This is a genomic window from Mycobacterium sp. AT1 (assembly GCF_002043095.1).
Lineage (GTDB): Bacteria > Actinomycetota > Actinomycetes > Mycobacteriales > Mycobacteriaceae > Mycobacterium.
In genome coordinates this window covers 43,220-61,231 of the sequence record NZ_MVOC01000036.1, presented here as the reverse complement: position 1 = coordinate 61,231, position 18,012 = coordinate 43,220, and the positions used below count along the sequence as shown (strand labels likewise).

General features: G+C 67.0%; 20 protein-coding genes. 8 read left to right on the top strand and 12 right to left on the bottom strand.

The window, feature by feature from the left end:
• The first annotated feature begins 106 nt into the window (after positions 1–106).
• Together B1790_RS17225 and B1790_RS17220 are read left to right on the top strand one after the other, a co-directional pair.
• Positions 107–1,267 (top strand): acyl-CoA dehydrogenase family protein, encoded by a 1,161-nt coding sequence (locus tag B1790_RS17225; RefSeq protein WP_079924485.1) that lies wholly within the window; start codon positions 107–109, stop codon positions 1,265–1,267.
• Between the two features lie 149 nt (positions 1,268–1,416).
• Complete coding sequence (locus B1790_RS17220; protein WP_079924484.1) at positions 1,417–3,420, top strand: LGFP repeat-containing protein; 2,004 nt, start codon at positions 1,417–1,419, stop codon at positions 3,418–3,420.
• A gap of 10 nt (positions 3,421–3,430) precedes the next feature.
• On the opposite strand, the gene lexA is transcribed toward B1790_RS17220, so the two are convergent.
• Entirely contained in the window at positions 3,431–4,099 is a 669-nt protein-coding gene (gene lexA / locus B1790_RS17215; protein ID WP_079924483.1) for a transcriptional repressor LexA, read from the bottom strand.
• A 189-nt stretch (positions 4,100–4,288) separates the two neighbouring features.
• Here lexA and B1790_RS17210 point away from each other — a divergent pair, with 189 nt between their 5' ends.
• Positions 4,289–4,744 (top strand): LysM peptidoglycan-binding domain-containing protein, encoded by a 456-nt coding sequence (locus B1790_RS17210; RefSeq protein ID WP_079924482.1) that lies wholly within the window; start codon positions 4,289–4,291, stop codon positions 4,742–4,744.
• Positions 4,745–4,830: 86 nt separating this feature from the next.
• Positions 4,831–5,292, top strand: a complete 462-nt coding sequence (gene nrdR, locus B1790_RS17205) for a transcriptional regulator NrdR (protein WP_079924481.1) — start codon at positions 4,831–4,833, stop codon at positions 5,290–5,292.
• Between the two features lie 4 nt (positions 5,293–5,296).
• On the opposite strand, the gene B1790_RS17200 is transcribed toward nrdR, so the two are convergent.
• The 3 genes from B1790_RS17200 to B1790_RS17190 are packed head-to-tail and all read right to left on the bottom strand — an operon-like array spanning position 5,297 to position 8,077.
• The gene (locus B1790_RS17200; protein ID WP_079924480.1) at positions 5,297–5,995 is read right to left on the bottom strand and encodes a PhzF family phenazine biosynthesis protein; all 699 of its coding nucleotides are present in this window, start codon (positions 5,993–5,995) and stop codon (positions 5,297–5,299) included.
• Positions 5,996–6,027: 32 nt separating this feature from the next.
• Positions 6,028–7,050 (bottom strand): alpha/beta fold hydrolase, encoded by a 1,023-nt coding sequence (locus B1790_RS17195; protein WP_079924479.1) that lies wholly within the window; start codon positions 7,048–7,050, stop codon positions 6,028–6,030.
• Positions 7,051–7,093: 43 nt separating this feature from the next.
• Positions 7,094–8,077 carry a proteasome assembly chaperone family protein gene (locus B1790_RS17190; protein ID WP_079924478.1) on the bottom strand — a complete coding sequence of 328 codons (984 nt, stop codon included), beginning with the start codon at positions 8,075–8,077 and terminating at the stop codon, positions 7,094–7,096.
• Between the two features lie 44 nt (positions 8,078–8,121).
• Here B1790_RS17190 and B1790_RS17185 point away from each other — a divergent pair, with 44 nt between their 5' ends.
• Positions 8,122–9,027, top strand: a complete 906-nt coding sequence (locus B1790_RS17185) for a serine protease (RefSeq protein WP_233165163.1) — start codon at positions 8,122–8,124, stop codon at positions 9,025–9,027.
• On the opposite strand, the gene sthA is transcribed toward B1790_RS17185, so the two are convergent.
• Positions 9,028–10,434, bottom strand: a complete 1,407-nt coding sequence (gene sthA, locus B1790_RS17180) for a Si-specific NAD(P)(+) transhydrogenase (RefSeq protein WP_198952032.1) — start codon at positions 10,432–10,434, stop codon at positions 9,028–9,030.
• Between the two features lie 169 nt (positions 10,435–10,603).
• Between sthA and B1790_RS17175 the strand changes: the two genes are divergently transcribed.
• Positions 10,604–11,650: a DUF4192 domain-containing protein gene (locus tag B1790_RS17175; RefSeq protein ID WP_079924552.1), complete on the top strand. Its 1,047-nt coding sequence runs from the start codon at positions 10,604–10,606 to the stop codon at positions 11,648–11,650.
• Here the strand turns inward: B1790_RS17175 and B1790_RS17170 are convergent.
• The 3 genes from B1790_RS17170 to B1790_RS17160 all read right to left on the bottom strand — a co-directional run bounded on the left by B1790_RS17170 (position 11,647) and on the right by B1790_RS17160 (position 13,981).
• Positions 11,647–12,336 (bottom strand): metal-dependent transcriptional regulator, encoded by a 690-nt coding sequence (locus B1790_RS17170; RefSeq protein WP_079924476.1) that lies wholly within the window; start codon positions 12,334–12,336, stop codon positions 11,647–11,649. The genes B1790_RS17175 and B1790_RS17170 overlap by 4 nt on opposite strands.
• Before the next feature lie 136 nt (positions 12,337–12,472).
• The gene (locus B1790_RS17165) at positions 12,473–13,462 is read right to left on the bottom strand and encodes a sigma-70 family RNA polymerase sigma factor (RefSeq protein ID WP_255407280.1); all 990 of its coding nucleotides are present in this window, start codon (positions 13,460–13,462) and stop codon (positions 12,473–12,475) included.
• Between the two features lie 120 nt (positions 13,463–13,582).
• Positions 13,583–13,981, bottom strand: coding sequence for a DUF3099 domain-containing protein (locus tag B1790_RS17160; protein WP_142271351.1), 399 nt, complete (start codon positions 13,979–13,981; stop codon positions 13,583–13,585).
• A gap of 77 nt (positions 13,982–14,058) precedes the next feature.
• Between B1790_RS17160 and B1790_RS17155 the strand changes: the two genes are divergently transcribed.
• Complete coding sequence (locus B1790_RS17155) at positions 14,059–14,295, top strand: DUF3039 domain-containing protein (protein ID WP_056548608.1); 237 nt, start codon at positions 14,059–14,061, stop codon at positions 14,293–14,295.
• On the opposite strand, the gene B1790_RS17150 is transcribed toward B1790_RS17155, so the two are convergent.
• Both B1790_RS17150 and B1790_RS17145 read right to left on the bottom strand, forming a co-directional pair.
• Complete coding sequence (locus tag B1790_RS17150) at positions 14,285–15,283, bottom strand: YihY/virulence factor BrkB family protein (protein ID WP_079924474.1); 999 nt, start codon at positions 15,281–15,283, stop codon at positions 14,285–14,287. The genes B1790_RS17155 and B1790_RS17150 overlap by 11 nt on opposite strands.
• A 59-nt stretch (positions 15,284–15,342) precedes the next feature.
• The gene (locus B1790_RS17145; RefSeq protein WP_056548606.1) at positions 15,343–15,534 is read right to left on the bottom strand and encodes a hypothetical protein; all 192 of its coding nucleotides are present in this window, start codon (positions 15,532–15,534) and stop codon (positions 15,343–15,345) included.
• 133 nt (positions 15,535–15,667) lie between these two features.
• Here B1790_RS17145 and B1790_RS17140 point away from each other — a divergent pair, with 133 nt between their 5' ends.
• Complete coding sequence (locus B1790_RS17140) at positions 15,668–16,036, top strand: DUF952 domain-containing protein (protein WP_079924473.1); 369 nt, start codon at positions 15,668–15,670, stop codon at positions 16,034–16,036.
• Here B1790_RS17140 and B1790_RS17135 read toward each other — a convergent pair.
• Positions 16,021–16,392 carry a RidA family protein gene (locus tag B1790_RS17135; protein WP_079924472.1) on the bottom strand — a complete coding sequence of 124 codons (372 nt, stop codon included), beginning with the start codon at positions 16,390–16,392 and terminating at the stop codon, positions 16,021–16,023. The genes B1790_RS17140 and B1790_RS17135 overlap by 16 nt on opposite strands.
• Positions 16,393–16,408: 16 nt before the next feature.
• Positions 16,409–17,836: an RNA polymerase sigma factor gene (locus B1790_RS17130; RefSeq protein ID WP_079924471.1), complete on the bottom strand. Its 1,428-nt coding sequence runs from the start codon at positions 17,834–17,836 to the stop codon at positions 16,409–16,411.
• Positions 17,837–18,012: the final 176 nt, after the last annotated feature.

Below are 18,012 nucleotides of genomic sequence, written 5' to 3'. Positions count from 1 at the left end.
TCGCGCGAGGGTCCACCGTGCGCCACGCTCCCGACGGCCGTCAACCATCCGGTTGGGTGGTATATCGTCGAAGGCACATCCCGCTTCGCCGATCCGGAGGTCATCCATGGGCGCCGTCAAGTACGACCGCACGCTGTTCGAGCCGGAGCACGACCTGTTCCGCGAGTCCTATCGCGCGTTTCTGGAGCGCCACGTCGCGCCGTTCCACGACGACTGGGAGAAGAACAAGATCGTCGACCGGCAGGTGTGGCTGGAGGCCGGCAAGCAGGGCTTCCTTGGCATGGCGGTCCCCGAGGAGTACGGCGGCGGCGGCAACGACGACTTCCGCTACAACGTCGTCATCACCGAGGAAACGTCCGCGGGTCGCTACAGCGGACTCGGATTCTCGCTCCAGAACGACGTCATGGCGCCCTACTTCCTACGCCTGACGACCGACGAGCAGAAGCAGCGCTGGCTGCCCGGGTTCTGTTCCGGTGAATACATCACGGCCATCGCCATGACCGAGCCCGGCACCGGCAGCGACCTGCAGGGCATCAAGACCCGCGCCGTCAAGCAGGAGGACGGCAGCTGGGTGCTCAACGGCTCGAAGACGTTCATCACCAACGGCATTCACGCCGACCTCGTCATCGTCGTCGCGTGCACCGATCCCGAGAAGGGCGCCCTCGGCTTCTCGCTGCTGGTCGTCGAGCGCGGCATGGCCGGATTCGAACGCGGCCGCCACCTCGACAAGATCGGCCTGGAGGCGCAGGACACCGCGGAGTTGTCCTTCACCGACGTGCACGTGCCCGCCGAGAATCTGCTCGGCGAGGAGGGGTCCGGCTTCGTCTACCTGATGCAGAACCTTCCCCAGGAGCGCATCAGCATCGCGGTCATGGCCGCCGCAGGCATGGAAGCCGTGCTCGACCAGACGCTGCAGTACACCAAGGACCGCAAGGCGTTCGGCAAGCCCATCGGCAGCTTCCAGAACAGCAGATTCCTGCTCGCCGAGTTGGCGACCGAGGCCACGGTGGTGCGCATCATGGTCGACGACTTCGTCAAGCTGCACCTCGAGGAGAAGCTGACCGTCGAGCAGGCCGCCATGGCGAAGTGGTACGCCACCGAGGCCCAGGTGAAGCTCAACGACCGTTGTCTGCAGCTGCACGGCGGCTACGGCTACATGCGCGAATACCCCGTGGCTCGGGCCTTCCTCGACGCCCGCATCCAGACGATCTACGGCGGAACGACGGAGATCATGAAGGAAATCATCGGCAGGAGCCTGGGCGTCTAGCCGGCTCCACCACCCCACCTTCGACCGGCCCGTTGGCGCGACACAGTGCCCGACGGGTTGGATATCCCTCAAGATGGACGTCAACTGACGCAGAGTTGACGCACGCGGAACTCACGGGAGTTCGGCGCAGCTGCTTGGGAGGACACGCAATGACGGGGCTTGGAACCCGGCTGGGCAAGACGATCGGGCGCGCAGGCATCGCCTTCGTCGCGGCGATCGCTGCCGTCCTGCTCGTCGCACCCCTCGCGGCGGCGACGCCGGAGGGCGACGCCGACGCCGCCATCACACAGGCCTGGGACGTGGGCGGGGGACCCACCGGACCACTTGGCATCAAGGACGGCGGCGTCTACCCGATCGGAGCCGGCTTCGGTCAGAACTTCGCCGGCGGGAAGATCTTCTTCACCCCAGAGACCGGTGCGCACGCCATGAGCGGGGCAATCCTCGACGAGTATCAGGCGTTGGGTGGTCCCGCCGACGGCGACCTCGGCTTTCCGACGATCGACGAGGGCGACGGCAAGGCGCCCGGCAGCCGAAACACGACCTTCAGTGCGGCCGATCGGCCGGTCATCTTCTGGACGCCCGACGCGGGTGCCCGGGTGGTTCGGGGAGCCGTCAACGCCGCGTGGGACAAGCTGGGCGGTTCGGCTGGCGTGCTCAGCGTCCCGACCGACGACGAGACGTACAGCGGTGACGAGGTCAGCCAGACGTTCTCCGGCGGCCAGGTGACGTGGAACCGGAAGACGAACGCCTTCACCACCGCCCCACCCGAGCTGGCCGAGCAGCTCGCCGGACTCGACATCCCCGGCGACGTGACGACCGCCATTGCCGGGGCACGCCGTGCCGCGGGCGGTCCACTCGGGCCGTTGGGTGCTCCCGACGGGGAGCAGTACGCAATCGGATCCGACGGCGCCGGACAGAACTACGCAGGCGGCAAGATCTTCTACAGCCCGGCGACGGGCGCCAACGTCCTGACCGGCCAGGTGCTGGCCAAGTACGACAGCGTCGGCGGACCCGAGGGCGATCTCGGATTCCCCACCGGCAACGAGACCGACGGTGGCCTGGCGCCGATGAGCAAGATCGCCAGCTTCGCCGCCGACGACAAGCCGGTGATCTTCTGGACACCAGACTTCGGCGCCGTGATCGTCCGCGGGGCGATGAACGCAGCCTGGACGAAGCTCGGCGGTGCGACCGGCGAGCTCGGTGCACCCACCGCCGACCAGGCGGAGAACGGCGACGTCGTCAGCCAGAAGTTCAACGGCGGTGCGATCTCGTGGAACAAGACGACCAACGAGTTCACCACCGAGCCGGCCGGTCTGCAGTCCCAGCTGACGGGGCTGGAGGTGCCGGGCGCCACGTCGCCGGAGGCGCCAGCCGCCACGGCCGCGGGCTCCGACGAGGGATCGCAGTGGTTCCGCCCCAGCTGGTGGTGGCTGCTCGGCATCGTGCCCGTCCTCGTGCTGATCGGGGTCGTGACGGCCGCGGTTCTGCTGAATCGGCGCCGACGTGACGACCGCGCGCCGCTGGACGAGTTCGACGACGACTACGAGGACGACGACTATCGCGACGACGAGTCCGGGCCCGTCGCGCTCGGCGAGCGCGACCACCAGTCGGACGAACCGCAACGCGGGTGGGCGATGCCGGCCGACGAGCATGGTGACCTCGCCGCGCCGCACCACGACGACGCGTCCGACGGTTTCGTAGCCGATCTCTCGGCCGATCAGGACGCCATCGACACGGCGCCGACGCCCGTCGTCAGCATCACCGACGAGGAACCGGACGCGCCGTGGTTCTCCGACCTCGACGAGCCGGATCCCGCCGTCACGGCTGAGCCCGTCACCACCGCCGAGCCCGTCGTCGACGAGACGGCGGCGATCGCGGCGCTGTACGAGCCGGAACCGGAGCCGGAACCCGACAGCGGACCGCCCAGCGGTCGGCACGCGGCCATCCACCTCGACGAGCCGGTCGTGGCCGAGCCGTCTCTGCGACTTGCCAGCGGTGAGGGTCGGGACGCGCCTCGCGGATATCCGATCAAGGCCGACACCAAGACCGGGCTGTATTGGACACCCGACAGCGGTGGCTATGACGACGTCCAGCCCGAAATCTGGTTCGCCAGTGAGGAATTCGCGTTGACGAACGGCTTCGCGAAGGGCTAGGCGGTCGAGCCTAGATCTTGCGGATCACGGTGACGACCTTGCCGAGAATGGCCGCGTCGTTGCCGGGAATCGGGTCGAATGCCGGGTTGTGGGGCATCAGCCACACCTGACCGCCGGTGCGCTTGAAGGTCTTCACCGTGGCTTCACCGTCGATCATCGCGGCGACGATGTCGCCGTTGTCGGCGACGTTCTGCTGCCGGATGACGACCCAGTCACCGTCGCAGATCGCCGCGTCCACCATCGACTCGCCGACCACCTTGAGCAGGAACAGGGAACCCTCGCCGACCAGTTCCTTCGGCAGGGGGAAGACGTCTTCGACGGCCTCCTCGGCCAGGATCGGTCCGCCGGCGGCGATACGGCCCAGCACGGGGACGAAGGTGGGCACGGGTAGTGCGTCGGACCCGGCGACGTCGGTGGTGACGGCGGGTGCCGGCAGCCGGGACGGATCGTCGACCGCCCGGACGTCGACGGCGCGCGGGCGGTTGGCGTCGCGACGCAGGTAGCCCTTGCGCTCGAGGGTGCGGAGCTGGTGGGCGACCGACGACGTCGAGGTGAGACCGACGGCATCACCGATCTCGCGGATGCTCGGTGGATATCCGCGGGTCATGACCGAGCTCCGGATGACCTCGAGGATGGTGCGCTGACGTTCGGTCAGAACCGTCTCGTTGCTGTCACTCATGGCGCCGAATCTAGTCCTCCCTCGCGGAAGAATCAAACATGTGTTCGAGGCGTGTCGCGGCCGGGGCGACTTGTCGGTGGGTGCCGCTAGCGTTTGCAACAGTTCGATCACGTGTTCTAGTCATCGAACACTTGAGCGATTATCATTCGAACACAAGAGCGATTCATCACCACTGGAAAGGCCCGCGAGATGACGATCATCACCCGAGAAGACCCCACCGACCTCGTCGTGCGCCCCATGCGGCCGGTGCGGCGAACGGCGGCCGCGGCGCGGCGCGGCCCGCAGCCCCATCGGCCGTCGGGCGCCCCACTCAACTATCGGGGCACCGGGGTGCTGATGTCGCGGGCCTCCAACCGTCGCAAGAAGGTCACTCCGCTCACGACCGTCGTCCTTGCGCTCGTCGCCGCAGGCATCACGGTGTGGCTCGGGTTGGTCGCCGAAATGGCGGCTCCGGAGTCGCCCGCGACCGTTCCGCCGCGGCTTGCCGTGGTGCAGGTTCAGGCCGGCGAGTCGCTGGAGCAGTTGGCGCAGCGGATCGCACCCGACGCGTCGGTGGGATCGGTCGTCGACGAGATCCGCGACCTGAACGAGTTGAAGACGGCCGCGGTCGACGCCGGGCAGACGCTCATAGCGCCGGTTGGGTGATCCGCGGCATGCGCCGTCAAACTGGCTGCCGTGCGACGGTACGCTCGTATGCGTCCTTAGTAGGTGCGCGCGGCGAAGGAGCGGAGATGCACTGTCCGTTCTGTCGAAACCCAGATTCACGCGTCGTGGACTCCCGCGAAGCCGATGAAGGCCAAGCGATTCGGCGTCGCCGGTCGTGCCCGGAGTGTGGCCGTCGCTTCACCACCGTCGAGACCGCCGTGCTCGCCGTCGTCAAGCGCAGCGGTGTCACCGAACCGTTCAGCCGCGAGAAGGTCATCAAGGGCGTGCGGCGTGCCTGCCAGGGCCGCGACGTCGACGACGACGCCCTCAACCTGCTGGCGCAACAAGTAGAGGATGCCGTGCGGGCCGCAGGCTCGCCGGAGATTCCCAGCAACGAGGTTGGCCTGGCGATCCTGGGCCCCCTACGCGATCTCGACGAAGTCGCGTACCTGCGCTTCGCCTCGGTGTACCGGTCCTTCTCGTCCGCAGCCGACTTCGAACGCGAGATCGAGGCGCTTCGCGCACATCGCGGCGTGCCGTCGACCTGACGCGTTAGTCGAGCCGCCGGACGCCGTCGTCGACGACACGGCCCGCAACCGTCACCCAACCGTCCGCGCTCCACCCGGTGCGCAACTCCGAGCCCTTTCCCTGCGTGATGACGAGATCGCGGCTGAGGTGGTCGGTGATGCGAACGGCGCCAGCACCGGTCGCCTCGTCCTCGGGAATTCCCAGGTCGCTGGCGAACATGCGCGACCGAATCGTTCCCTCTCGCTCGTCGATCCAGGCCCAGACGTAGTGCTCGGCCGCATCCCGATAGTCGTCGGGATCGGCGTTCAGGACGTCGTCGACCGAGTCCATGTCGTAGACCGAGAAATCAGGTGCCCATTCGGCGCGCGCGGTGATCACCGTGAATTCCCCGTCCGCCAGTTGGTCATAGGCGACGCGCACCACGCCGGCGGGCACCTGCAACGTGTTGACGGGAGTGCCGCGATCCTTCAACCACCACGACGCGCCGACCGTCGGGTGCCCGGCGAATGGCAATTCCAGCGTCGGGGTGAAGATGTGCGCCGTCGTGGTCTGCGTGCCCGCGGCTGGAAGGGCGACGAATATCGTTTCGCTGTAACCCAATTCGGCGGCGACCCGCTGCCGGTCGGCGGGTGCCACCAGGCTGGCGTCGACGACACCAAGGGGATTGCCATGCTCGCCGTCCGCGTTGGTGAAGACCCGCAGCACGCTAACGTCCAATGCCATCCGTCGATGCTACGCGGCGAAGGTGGCGTGAGTCAGGTGGCGCTGCGTTCGTCGGCCCCCAGGGCGTCGAGTACCGCGACGCGGGAGTCGATGGAGCCCGTGAGACCGTCTTCGCTGACACCGGAGCGCAACAGGTTGCGCAGCGCGTCCTGGTCGTAAACGGCGGGATCGGTAGCGCCGATGAACTTTTCGACGATTTCGACGAAGCGATCGGGATCGTCGTGGAAGGGGAAGTGTCCGGAGCCTTCGAAGATCTCGAGTTGGGCACCCGGCATGGCGGTGTGGGCCATGTGCGCATGGCTGACCGGGATCACCGAATCTTGTGAGCCCCAAATCAATTGCACGGGAACCGATTCGGTCAAATAACATCGGTCGAGCATGGTGACGACCTGCCCGCGCCAGTCCACCACCGCGCGCAGCGTTCTGGCAAATGCGGAGGATGCCGTCGGTTCCGGCAGGTCGGCGAGAATCCGCAACATGTCCGGGATGTCGCGGCCGACGCCGGTCGAACCGAGCAGCGAACCGCCGAGACGCCCGACCACCTGCAGAGCCGGCAGGACGAGCGGAAGCCGCAGCAGCGCCAGTGCCTCGGTGCCCAGCGGCATTGACGCGATGCGGAGTGCGACGTTGACGTCCTTCGTGACCCCGCCGGAGCCGACGAGGATCAGCCGATCCACCAACTGCGGAAACTGGTAGGCGAACTGCATGGCGACGCCGCCGCCGAGCGAGTGGCCCACGACGGTGACCCGCTCGACGTCGAGCACGCTGAGAAGGTCGCGCATGCCGTTGGCATACGCGGCGACCGAGTAGTCGGCGCGCGGCTTGTCGGACTTGCCGTGACCCAACAGGTCCGGTGCAATCACGGTGAACCTCTGGGCGAGCTTCGACTGCACGGTGCTCCACGTGGTGGAGTTGTCGCCGATGCCGTGAATCAACAGGATCACGGGACCGGATCCGGCGATGCGGTACGCGCGCCGATACCCGTGGATGGTCTTGTAGTGCAGCGTCGGGGTGAGCTCGCGTACGGGTCGCAGGTTGGGCTTTCGCTCGGTCACGATTACCAACTTCGTCGTCGGGGGCCCTGGTCAGGCGGCCCTGTCAAGACCGGGTGTCGCCGTCCCCGCCCGTGGAGTCGTCTCCGGCCTGCTCGGCGAGGAACCGCTCGAATTCGGCGCCGAGTTCATCACCACTTGGCAAATCCTCGTCACGCGCCAGCAACGACCGGTTCTCCTGGGCAGCAACGAAAGCATCGTACTGGTGCTCCAGCGCCGTCACCACTTGAGCGACCTCGTCGCTGGAGGAGACCTGTTCGTTGATCTTGGCGTGGACCTCCATGCCCGCCTCGGCGAGTTGGCCGAGGGGCAGACGCAGGGACGCAGTCTTGGCAACCTGTTCCAGCAGCGCCTCGGCCGCCGGCGGGTAGTCGGTCTGGGCGAGGTAATGGGGCACGTGCACCGTATAGCCGACGGCATCGTGACCGTGTTGCGTCATCCGGTACTCGAGAAGATTTGACACGCTGGCCGGCACCTGGACCTCGCCGACCCACGGCTGGTGCTCGGCGATCAGCTCCTTGTCGCCTGCGTGTGCGGTCATCGTGATCGGACGCGTGTGGGGCACCGCCATCGGAATGGTGCCGAGACCGATGACCTGACGCACGTCGAGCCGTTCGGCCAGCAGCCGCACCGCGGTGATGAACCGCTCCCACCGAAGGTCGGGCTCGAGACCCGCGAGCAGCAAGAACGGCGTGCCGACGCTGTCGTGCAGCGCGTAGAGGTTGAGCTCGGGATTGTCGTAGTGGGTGAAGTGGTCGGTCTTGAACGTCATCAGCGGTCGACGGGAGCGGTAGTCCAGCAGCTCGTCGATCGCGAACGAGGCCACCAGCTCGGTGTCCAGCGAGTCCTTCAGATGCGCGGCCGCAATCTTGATCACGTGCCCGGCGTCGGAGAACCCCTCCAGCGCATGGATCATCACCGGCCCGCGGCCGTCCTCCGACGACAACTGGGGAGCGGGGAACTCCAGCTCGTAGATCCCGGTGTGCTCCGGTTGGTAGTGCTGCCCTGGGTTTTCTGGGTGATCAGCCATGCGGCCTCGCCTCCTAGTGACCTCTAGTGTCCCGCACTTCGCGGATGCCGCGACCGGGACCCCACGCTTACCGTGGAACACCCACCGGCGATGAACGCATTCCAGGAGCCACTGCCGCCGACGGATTCATCGGGCAAGATCGGATGATCATGCGCCACGCCAGGTTCGTTCTGCTCGCCGCCGTGGCGGTCCTGGCGGCGGCATGTGGCGAGCCCGGCGCCCCGCAACGGACGGCCTCGACCTCCTCGGCGGCCGCGACGCCGCGTACGCCCGCCGTCACGGCGACCGTCACGGCACAGCCCACGGCGCCGAACCAACGCGTCGGTGCGATCTTCCTGGACGGCCAGGCGTTGCACACGTGCTCGGCGTCGGTGGTGCATTCGACCACGGCCGACCTGATTCTGACCGCGGCGCACTGTCTGGCCGCCGGCGTCGACGCGTGGTTCGTGCCTGGCTTTGACGACAGTGCTGCACCGCAAGAGTTTTGGCACGTCGACGAGGTGTACCTGGATCCTCGGTGGATGGCGGACCAGGACCCGCTCGCGGATTTCGCCGTCGCCAGGGTGAGTCGTCAGGACGACGGGTCGGTCGAGAGCACCGTCGGTGGGGGACTGACGGTGGGGTCGTCGCCGCAGCCGGGAACCGACGTCGCGGTGACGGGCTACGGGCTGGGCGTCGGGGGACCTCCGGTGGGATGCACCGCACGTGTCAGTCTCGACCGCGGGTATCCGGAGATCCGGTGTGCCGGTCTCGTCGACGGCACCAGCGGGTCGCCGTGGCTGGCAGGCACCACGGTGGTCGGCATCACCGGGGGCCTCGACGGCGGTGGTTGCGACGAGACCGTGTCCTACACGCCCCCCTTCGGCGACGCGATCGTGCGGTTGCTCGCGCGGGCCGAAGCCGGCGGTCCGGCCGACGACGCGCCGTCGGCCTTCGAAGACGACTGCTGATCAGGCCTTGAACTGGCTCAACGCGCGCAGCTTGTTCATCACGTCGAGTGCGGCGACCTTGTAGGCCTCCGAGAACGTCGGGTAGTTGAACACCGCGTCGACCAGATACTCGACCGTCCCGCCGCAGCCCATCACCGCCTGCCCGATGTGCACCATCTCGGTGGCGTTGGTGCCAAAAATGTGGACGCCGAGGAGCTTCAAGTCCTCGGTGGACACCAGGAGTTTGAGCATGCCGTAGGAGTCGCCGGCAATTTGGCCGCGGGCCAGCTCGCGGTAGCGTGACACCCCGACCTCATACGGGATCGAATCCTTGGTCAGGTCGACCTCGCTGGCGCCCACGTACGACACCTCGGGGATCGAGTAGATGCCGATCGGCTGTAGCTCCGTCATGGCCTTACAGGGCTCGCCGAACGCGTGGTAGGCCGCCAAACGGCCCTGGTCCATCGACGTCGCCGCCAGCGCGGGGAACCCGATGACGTCACCGACGGCGTAGATGTGGTCGACCTTGGTCTGGTAGTCGTCGTCGACGAAGATCCGGCCGCGGGCGTCGGCCTCCAGTCCGGCGGCCTCCAGATCGAGGTGCTCGGTCTGGCCCTGCCTGCCTGCGGAGTACATCACGGTCTCCGCAGGAATCTGCTTGCCGCTGGCCAGGGTGGTGAGGGTGCCCGTCGAGCCGACGTCCACGCCGGTGACCTGCTCGCCGAAGCGGAAGGTGACGGCGAGGTCGCGCAGGTGGAAGCGCAGGGCTTCGACGATTTCGGGGTCGCAGAAGTCCAGCATCGTTGGTCGCTTCTCGACGACGGTGACCTTGGTGCCGAGGGCGGCGAACATCGACGCGTACTCGATGCCGATCACGCCGGCGCCGACGACCACCATCGACGTCGGAATGGTCTTGAGATCGAGGATCCCGTCTGAGTCCAGCACCCGGGAGTCGTCGAATTCGACACCTGAGGGCCGTAGCGGTTTGGTGCCGGTGGCGATGACGATGTTGCGGCCGGACACGGAGACGCTCTCGGCCCGGCTGGGATCCTCGACCTGCACGGTGTGGGCGTCGACGAAGCGGGCGTGTCCGACGTACAGCTCGACCCGGTTGCGCATCAACTGTGAGCGGACGACGTCGATCTCGCGACCGATGACGTGCTGGGTCCGCGCCAGCAGGTCGGCGGGCGTGATCTTCTCCTTGACGCGGTAGCTGGCGCCGTACAACTCGCGTTGGCTCATCCCGGTGAGGTAGACCACGGCCTCGCGGAGCGTCTTGGACGGAATGGTGCCGGTGTTGACGCACACGCCGCCGAGCATGAGACCGCGTTCGATGACGGCGACGCTCTTGCCCAGCTTGGCCGCCGCGATGGCCGCCTTCTGCCCGCCGGGGCCGGAGCCGATGACGACGAGGTCGTATTCCTGCATGGAACCCATGGGCAACAGGTGTACGCCGCCCGGCGTCATCTTGCATGGCGAGTACGTCAACAGCGGGTGAACAACGCCGGTCATCCCCAGACGTCACTTCATCCACAGCGGCCCGCGCCATCGGTCCGCGGCGGCGAAAACCGTGGGTGGGTGCTGCGAAGTTCTGCCCATGACGACTTTCAAAGCCTCCGACTTCCACCCGACCAGCCCAGCGGCGTTGATCGCCGCCCTACCGGCCGTCCTCGGCTTCGTGCCCGAGCACTCCCTGGTTCTGGTGACCTTCGAGGACGACGAGTTGGGCTGCGTGATGCGCGTCGACCTGACGGGCGAGCTCGACGAGTCCCTCGCCCATCTGGTCGACGTCGCCGCCACCAACGGACCCGACGCCGTGGTGGCCGTGATCGTCGACGAAGACGGCGCCGCGTGCCGCATGTGTCTCGACGAGCACCGGGTGTTGGCCGACGTGCTGGCCGAACACCTGGAGGGCCGGTGCGTCGAACTGCTCGCCGCCTACGTCGTCGACCGATTGGAGGAGGGTGGCCAGTGGCATCGGGTCGACGGCGAACCGGGTGCGGGGGCGGTCGAGGATCCCATGTCGTCGCCCATGGCCGCGGCCGCCGTGCTCGAGGGGCGTCGCCTCTATGCGCGGCGAGCGGAGTTGCAGGCGGTCGTCGCAGTCGACCCGGTGCGCGCCGAGGGGCTGCGTACGGCGATGCTGCTCGCCGAGCACGACGGTGAGCTTCGGCCCGACGTCGACGCGCGCCGCGACGTCGAACATGCGCTCGCCGTGGCGCGCGGGCTCTCCGAGGGAATGGTCCCCGAAGACGACGACCTCGCCGCGGTGGGGTGCGCGATCGCCGACACTCGCGTGCGGGACACCCTGTATGCGCTCGCCGTCGGGCGGGAGGCCGACCGAGCCGAAACGCTGTGGGCGTTGTTGGCGCGGACGCTACCCGACCCGTGGCGGGTGGAAGCTCTGGTGCTCCTTGCGTTTTCGGCCTATGCGCGCGGTGACGGCCCCCTCGCAGGGGTGTCGCTGGAAGCGGCCCTGCGCAGCGACGGTGGTCACCGCATGGCGGTCATGCTGGATCAGGCGTTGCAATCCGGCATGCGACCCGATCAGATCCGCGAACTGGCGCAGACCGGCTACCGGTTGGCCAAACGACTGGGGGTACGCCTGCCACCGCGCCAAGGCGTCGGCAAGCGGGCCGGTTAGACCTTCTCCACCCTGACCGCGTGTGCCATGTGGTGGGGGAGTTCGACCTGTTCGTGGCCGGGGATCACGATCAACACGCTGCCGTGGTCGCTCACCTGCACGGTCACCCTGGCGTCGGGCACCACGCCGGCGTCCTTGAGCCGGGCGATCAACTCGACGTCGCCCTGGACGTGTTCGGTGAGCTGGCGGACCCGGACGGCGACGGGGAAGCCCGTCGGCAGTTCGGTGAGTCGCACCAGGCTGACGTCGTCGACGTCCGACGTCGGGACGCCGAGCTCGGAGAGCCCCGGAATCGGGTTGCCGAATGGCGAGGTGGTCGGGTTGTCCAAGACCTGGACCAGGCGCCGCTCGACGTCCTCGCTCATGACGTGTTCCCAACGGCACGCCTCGGCGTGCACTTCTTCCCACGGCAGCCCGATGACGTCGACCAGCAGTCGCTCCGCCAACCGGTGCTTGCGCATCACCGACACGGCCAAGGCGCGGCCCTTGTCGGTCAGTTCGAGGTGCCGGTCGCCGGCCACGTGCAGCAGCCCGTCGCGCTCCATGCGGGAGACGGTCTGACTTACGGTCGGACCGCTCTGCTCAAGCCGTTCCGCGATTCGGGCACGCAGCGGCACCACGCCCTCTTCTTCGAGGTCGTAGATGGTCCGCAGGTACATCTCGGTGGTATCGATCAAATCGTTCATTCGCAGCCCTCCGTTGCATTGCGAGTCTACCGGTGACGGCGCCTGAACTGGGATGCAGCATGGCCGGGACCAGATGCACGGCGCGATGCCCGCCGCAGGCGCGGCGGGCATCGCTTCGTCGTCGCAGCAGTTGGGGCTAGCTGGCGTAGGACCGCAGCCGCTCGGCGCGGTCACCGTGGCGCAACTTGGCCATGACCTCGCGTTCGATCTGGCGCACTCGCTCACGCGAGAGTCCGAACAGCTTGCCGATCTGGTCGAGGGTCCGCGGCTGGCCGTCGTCCAGGCCGAAGCGCAGCCTGATCACCTGCTGCTCGCGCTCGTCGAGCGTGGCCAGCACGTGCCGGATGTCGGTGTGCAGGAGCTCGGAGATGACCGCGTTCTCGGCCGACATCGCCTCCGCGTCCTCGATGAAGTCACCCAGCGGTGCCTCCTCGTCACTGCCGACGGGCATGTCGAGGCTCACCGGGTCCCGGCTGTGCGACAGCAGGTCGGCGATCTTCTCGGCCGGAATGCCGGATTCCTCCGCGAGCTCCTCGTCGCTGGCGTCCCGCCCGAGGTTCTGGTGCATTTCGCGCTTGATCCTGGCGAGCTTGTTGACCTGCTCGACGAGGTGCACGGGCAGGCGGATGGTGCGGCTCTGATCAGCCATGCCGCGCGTGATCGCCTGACGGATCCACCACGTGGCATAGGTGGAGAACTTGAAGCCCTTGGCGTAGTCGAACTTCTCCATCGCGCGGATGAGTCCGAGGTTGCCCTCTTGGATGAGGTCGAGCAGCGGCATGCCACGCCCGGTGTAGCGCTTCGCGAGCGACACCACCAGTCGCAGGTTGGCCTCGAGCAGGTGGCGTCGAGCCGCCTCGCCGTCGCGGACCACCGCTGCCAGCTCTCGTTTGCGGTTCTCGCCGAGACGCTTCTTGGTGTCGAGAATGTGTCGCGCATAAAGCCCAGCTTCGATGCGTTTGGCGAGTTCAACCTCGTCTGCCGCGTTCAGCAAGGCAGTTTTGCCGATGCCGTTCAGATACACGCGCACCAAGTCTGCGGCTGGGCTCTGGGAGTCCAGATCGGAATCGATGCGGCTTGCGGTGGCGTTTGCCATTACGGCCTCCTGCTCTGCTGGAACTGTCATGAGCTACAACGCTCGTCTGGTTCCAAGAGTTCCCGCGGGCCGACGGTTTCACACCTTCTGACCTGCAGTTATCGGCCGTCGACCTGAGATTCTCCTGAGAATGCGGGAAGAAGGCTCAGATCAGGGAACGTCGCGCTGCCATTCCGCCGACTCGGGTTGCGGCGCGGGGCGGACGCGCGCCTGCAGTGCCGGGCGCTCGGCGGTGGGGAAAAGGGGAATGCGTCCCTTGTCCTGGTATCGCCGCGGTTCCTCGGCTTTGCGCGGAGGTCGGTCGTTGGCGATCAGCACGGCGATCCACGGCAGCGGGATGGACGCCACCAGAATCGCGAGCGAAATCAGTCCGTTGTGCCAAATTCCATACGCGAGCGCGGCGCCAAGGAGTGCGGGAACTCGCCACGACATGATCTTGAGGTATTTGCGTACCCTCTCGCGATGCTGCTCTTCGTAGGGCTGCGCCGCGCGCGTGATGAGAACCGGTCGACCATCGTCGTCGAAACTCAGCTCTGGGCCGTGTTTCATGACTCCACTGTTCCACAGATCGGGCGTCATCAATCGGTCCGGTTTCTTACAGATCGCTTCCCGGGCACAATGGCTGCATGGACACCCAGACCATCGAGCGCCCCGACACCGACGAACGCGTCGACGACGGAACGGATGACGACACTCCCAAGGTCTTCCACTACGTCAAGAAGGACAAGATCGTCCAGAGCGCCGTCGAAGGCACCCACGTCGTCGCCCTGTGCGGCGAGGTGTTTCCCGTGACCAAGTCGGCGAAGCCGGGGTCGCCGGTGTGCGCGGATTGCAAGCGCATCTACGAGCAGCTCAAGAAATAGTTCCCGAGCGGTCGGCGGACGGGGCGTCTGCGCTCGCCGCCGAGCGTCGCTCCTTCGTGTCGCCGTTGCGCTCGTCCGCCTTGTCCTCCAGCCAGCCCTTCAGTCGCTTGGCGTGGGTGTCGGGAGCGGGCCACTCCTCCTGAATCGCGGCGTTGAGCTCGGCTCCCATCATGATGGCGAAGCCGAGGAAGAACGCGAACAGCAGGAAGGCGATCGGTGTCGCCAGGGCGCCGTAGGTGTAGCCCGTCGCCGTGATCCAGGTCAGATAGATCCGCAAGCCCAGCGTGGCCACCAGAAACACGATCGCCGCCAGCATCGCGCCGTAGACCAGTCGGTGTGAGGGCAACGGCCGGGGCAGCGCCACCCGGTAGAGGATGGTGATCGCGATCACCAGGGCGGTGAAGAGCACGGGGTAGTAGCCGTAGCTCAGGAAGTACTGCCAGTTCTCCGGAATGTGCTCGGCGATCTTCATGGGCCCGATCGCCAGCAGCGGCGCCGTGGCGATGATGAACACCAACCCGATGACGTACAGGCCGAGGGCGTAGAAGCGTTGGCGCACCGGGTGGCGCAGTTCGGTCTGATCGTGCGCCTCCACGACCGCGTCGACGAATGCCGACACCGCCGAGGACCCGGCCCACAACGAGATCACGAAGCCCAGCGACACCACCTCGCCGCGCGCCCCCGCCACGATGTCGGACACCGTCGGCGCGATGATCTCGTTGACCACGTTGCTGGAGAACAGGTTTCCCGCGGTGCTCACGAGTCGGTCTTCGATGGTCTGCAACGTGTTCGGACCGAACAGTGGCGCGATGTAGGCCAAGCTGCCCAGCATTCCGAGGAGCAGCGGCGGCAGCGACAGTGCGCTCCAGAATGCCGCCGCCGCCGACTCCGAGAAGATCGAGTCGTCCCAACTCTTGCCAAGGGTGCGCTTCAATACGGGCCAGGCATGGCGTCGGGACGGCTTGGCCGGCGTGTGCTCGTCGTTCATGACCACACCAGCATTCACGACCGCGCAATCTCGTGCGCGGAGTGGTGGCTCAGTGAAAGTTACGAATCGACCTTGCTGGTCTCCAGCACGGCGGCGAGCTCGACCAACTTGGCCTCGTGCTCGTTTGCGTGATGCTGGCAGAACAACAGGACAGCACCCGACGGCAGTTTCGCGACGACTCGGGCGGCGGCGCCGCATCGGTCGCAGCGATCAGCCCGGGTCAGCTCTGGGCTGGTCAGAGTTGCGTTCATGGCGCCTCCTCCATATCTGCTACGTGCTTTCTTCCACTCTGTCAGACGTTTTCACTTCCGGCCTTGTTCCCCGGTCGTTAACCGGTGTGTCGTGTCTCACGCGCCGAACGTTTCGGCCGGGCACACTGACGGCATGGGTCCGACGCCGCGAGAGCTGCTCCATCTCTGTACGTCCGACGAGTGGAATGCCGCGACGGCAGTCGGCGAGAGGCGGCCTCCGTCGCTGGATGTCCAAGGCTTCGTGCACCTTTCGGCGCCCGAGCAGGTGCATCTTCCTGCGAACCGGTTGTACGCGGGCCAGCTCGACATGGTCGTGTTGCGAGTGGATCCGGGACTCTTGAGCGACCCGGTGCGGTGGGAACCCGGCGTGCCGACCGATCCGGAGTCGATGACCTTCCCGCATTTGTACGGGCCACTTCCCGTCGCAGCTGTGACCAGTGTCACGCCGTATGTGCCCGGGCCCGACGGTCGCTTCGCGCCGTGGGCTCAGTCCGACAGGTAGGCGTCGACCTCGATTTCGACGTACAGGTCGGCGGCGATCAACGCCGAGACCTCGACCATGGTCGCCACGGGTCGCACGGTGCCGAACACCTCCGCGTGCACCGCGCCGACCTCGCGCCAGGACGTGATGTCGGTGACGAACATCCGCGTGCGGACCACGTCGCCCAGGGACGCGCCGACTTCCCCGAGCGCAATCTCGATGCGCCGAAAGGCCTCTCGCGCCTGAGCGGCGACGTCAGGCCCCGGCGCGGTGGTCCCCGCAACGACGACGAGCGGCCCCGTCCTGACGGCGCGGGAGTACCCCACTTCGGCCTCGAAGGCCGAACCCGACGACACGTTGACGCGCTGTGGCGTCACGGGGCCACCACCACGGCTAGTCGAGGTAGTCGCGCAGCACCTGAGAGCGGCTCGGGTGACGCAACTTCGACATCGTCTTGCTCTCGATCTGACGGATCCGCTCGCGCGTCACGCCGTAGACCTGGCCGATCTCGTCGAGGGTGCGGGGCTGACCGTCGGTCAGGCCAAACCGCAGCCGGACGACGCCTGCCTCGCGCTCGGAGAGCGTCTCCAGCACCGACTGCAGCTGATCCTGCAGCAGGGTGAAGGACACGGCGTCCACGGCCACGACGGCCTCGGAGTCCTCGATGAAGTCGCCGAGCTGGCTGTCGCCCTCGTCGCCGATGGTCTGGTCGAGGGAGATCGGCTCACGTGCGTACTGCTGGATCTCCAGCACCTTCTCGGGCGTGATGTCCATTTCCTTGGCGAGCTCTTCTGGCGTGGGCTCGCGACCCAGGTCCTGAAGCAGCTCACGCTGGATGCGGCCAAGCTTGTTGATGACCTCGACCATGTGCACCGGGATGCGGATGGTGCGGGCCTGGTCGGCCATGGCGCGGGTGATGGCCTGGCGGATCCACCAGGTCGCGTACGTGGAGAACTTGTAGCCCTTGGTGTAGTCGAACTTCTCGACCGCGCGGATCAAGCCGAGGTTGCCCTCCTGGATGAGGTCCAGGAACGCCATGCCACGGCCGGTGTAGCGCTTGGCCAGCGACACGACGAGGCGCAGGTTGGCCTCGAGAAGGTGGTTCTTGGCCTTGTCGCCGTCGCGGCAGATCCAAAGGTAGTCACGCCGCTGCGCGGTGGTGAGCTTCTCGCCCGCCTCGGCGAACTCGGTCATCTTCTGCGTGCAGTAGAGGCCGGCTTCGATGCGCTTGGCGAGCTCGACTTCTTCCTCGGCGTTGAGCAGCGCGACCTTGCCGATCTGCTTCAGGTACGCCCGCACCGAGTCCGCGGAGGCGGTGAGCTCGGCATCCTTGCGGGCCTGCCGCAGCGCCTCGGACTCTTCTTCGTCCCAGACGAAATCGCCGGAGGCCTTGTCCTTTTCGGACGGCTCGGAGATGTCCTCGTCGTCCGCGCCGTCCTTGGCGGCCTTCGGGTCGACGACTGCCGCGCCCTCGACGGCGACGTCGTCGACCTCTACGACCTCCAGGTCTTCGAGTTCGACGTCGGCTTCGAGCTCCTCGTCGGGTTCGGCTTCGAGATCGTCACCGGCGTCCAGGACGTCGCCCGAGGCGACCTCGTCGCCGTCGGTCTTCTTGGCCCGCGAGCCGGCCGCCTTCTTGGCGGGAGCCTTCGCGGCCCTCTTGGCGGGCGCGGTACCGCTGGCTGCCTTCGCCGCCGCCTTCTTGGCGGGAGCCTTGGTGACGGTGCGCTTCACCGGCTCCTCTATCGCCGGGCTTACCTTCGTCGCTGCCACGTGCACCCCTTCGGTCTTGCGAGACTCGGTAGCGTGGGCGTGCGCCACCGTAAAACGTCGACTGTCTGTTGATGGCGTTTGTTATCTGCGTGGATACCTGCCGCCATCCGTGATGAGGCCGCCGTCAACCATTGTAACGACAGAGTGGGCAACTGCCGCTACGAGCGGTAAATTGACCGTCTGGCGAGCCGCTTTCGGTGCGGGCCGACACGCATGTTCGTCGT

What these genes read in the sequence shown, in the direction of transcription:
- B1790_RS17210 (WP_079924482.1), top strand. Translation starts at nt 4,289, where the DNA reads ATGACGATCATCACCCGAGAAGACCCCACCGACCTCGTCGTGCGCCCC.
- B1790_RS17160 (WP_142271351.1), bottom strand. Translation starts at nt 13,981, where the DNA reads ATGAAACACGGCCCAGAGCTGAGTTTCGACGACGATGGTCGACCGGTT.
- B1790_RS17175 (WP_079924552.1), top strand. Translation starts at nt 10,604, where the DNA reads ATGACGACTTTCAAAGCCTCCGACTTCCACCCGACCAGCCCAGCGGCG.
- B1790_RS17165 (WP_255407280.1), bottom strand. Translation starts at nt 13,462, where the DNA reads ATGACAGTTCCAGCAGAGCAGGAGGCCGTAATGGCAAACGCCACCGCA.
- nrdR (WP_079924481.1), top strand. Translation starts at nt 4,831, where the DNA reads ATGCACTGTCCGTTCTGTCGAAACCCAGATTCACGCGTCGTGGACTCC.
- lexA (WP_079924483.1), bottom strand. Translation starts at nt 4,099, where the DNA reads ATGAGTGACAGCAACGAGACGGTTCTGACCGAACGTCAGCGCACCATC.
- B1790_RS17225 (WP_079924485.1), top strand. Translation starts at nt 107, where the DNA reads ATGGGCGCCGTCAAGTACGACCGCACGCTGTTCGAGCCGGAGCACGAC.
- B1790_RS17220 (WP_079924484.1), top strand. Translation starts at nt 1,417, where the DNA reads ATGACGGGGCTTGGAACCCGGCTGGGCAAGACGATCGGGCGCGCAGGC.
- B1790_RS17140 (WP_079924473.1), top strand. Translation starts at nt 15,668, where the DNA reads ATGGGTCCGACGCCGCGAGAGCTGCTCCATCTCTGTACGTCCGACGAG.
- B1790_RS17150 (WP_079924474.1), bottom strand. Translation starts at nt 15,283, where the DNA reads ATGAACGACGAGCACACGCCGGCCAAGCCGTCCCGACGCCATGCCTGG.
- B1790_RS17145 (WP_056548606.1), bottom strand. Translation starts at nt 15,534, where the DNA reads ATGAACGCAACTCTGACCAGCCCAGAGCTGACCCGGGCTGATCGCTGC.
- B1790_RS17155 (WP_056548608.1), top strand. Translation starts at nt 14,059, where the DNA reads ATGGACACCCAGACCATCGAGCGCCCCGACACCGACGAACGCGTCGAC.
- B1790_RS17190 (WP_079924478.1), bottom strand. Translation starts at nt 8,077, where the DNA reads ATGGCTGATCACCCAGAAAACCCAGGGCAGCACTACCAACCGGAGCAC.
- B1790_RS17200 (WP_079924480.1), bottom strand. Translation starts at nt 5,995, where the DNA reads ATGGCATTGGACGTTAGCGTGCTGCGGGTCTTCACCAACGCGGACGGC.
- B1790_RS17185 (WP_233165163.1), top strand. Translation starts at nt 8,122, where the DNA reads ATGCCGCGACCGGGACCCCACGCTTACCGTGGAACACCCACCGGCGAT.
- sthA (WP_198952032.1), bottom strand. Translation starts at nt 10,434, where the DNA reads ATGCAGGAATACGACCTCGTCGTCATCGGCTCCGGCCCCGGCGGGCAG.
- B1790_RS17170 (WP_079924476.1), bottom strand. Translation starts at nt 12,336, where the DNA reads ATGAACGATTTGATCGATACCACCGAGATGTACCTGCGGACCATCTAC.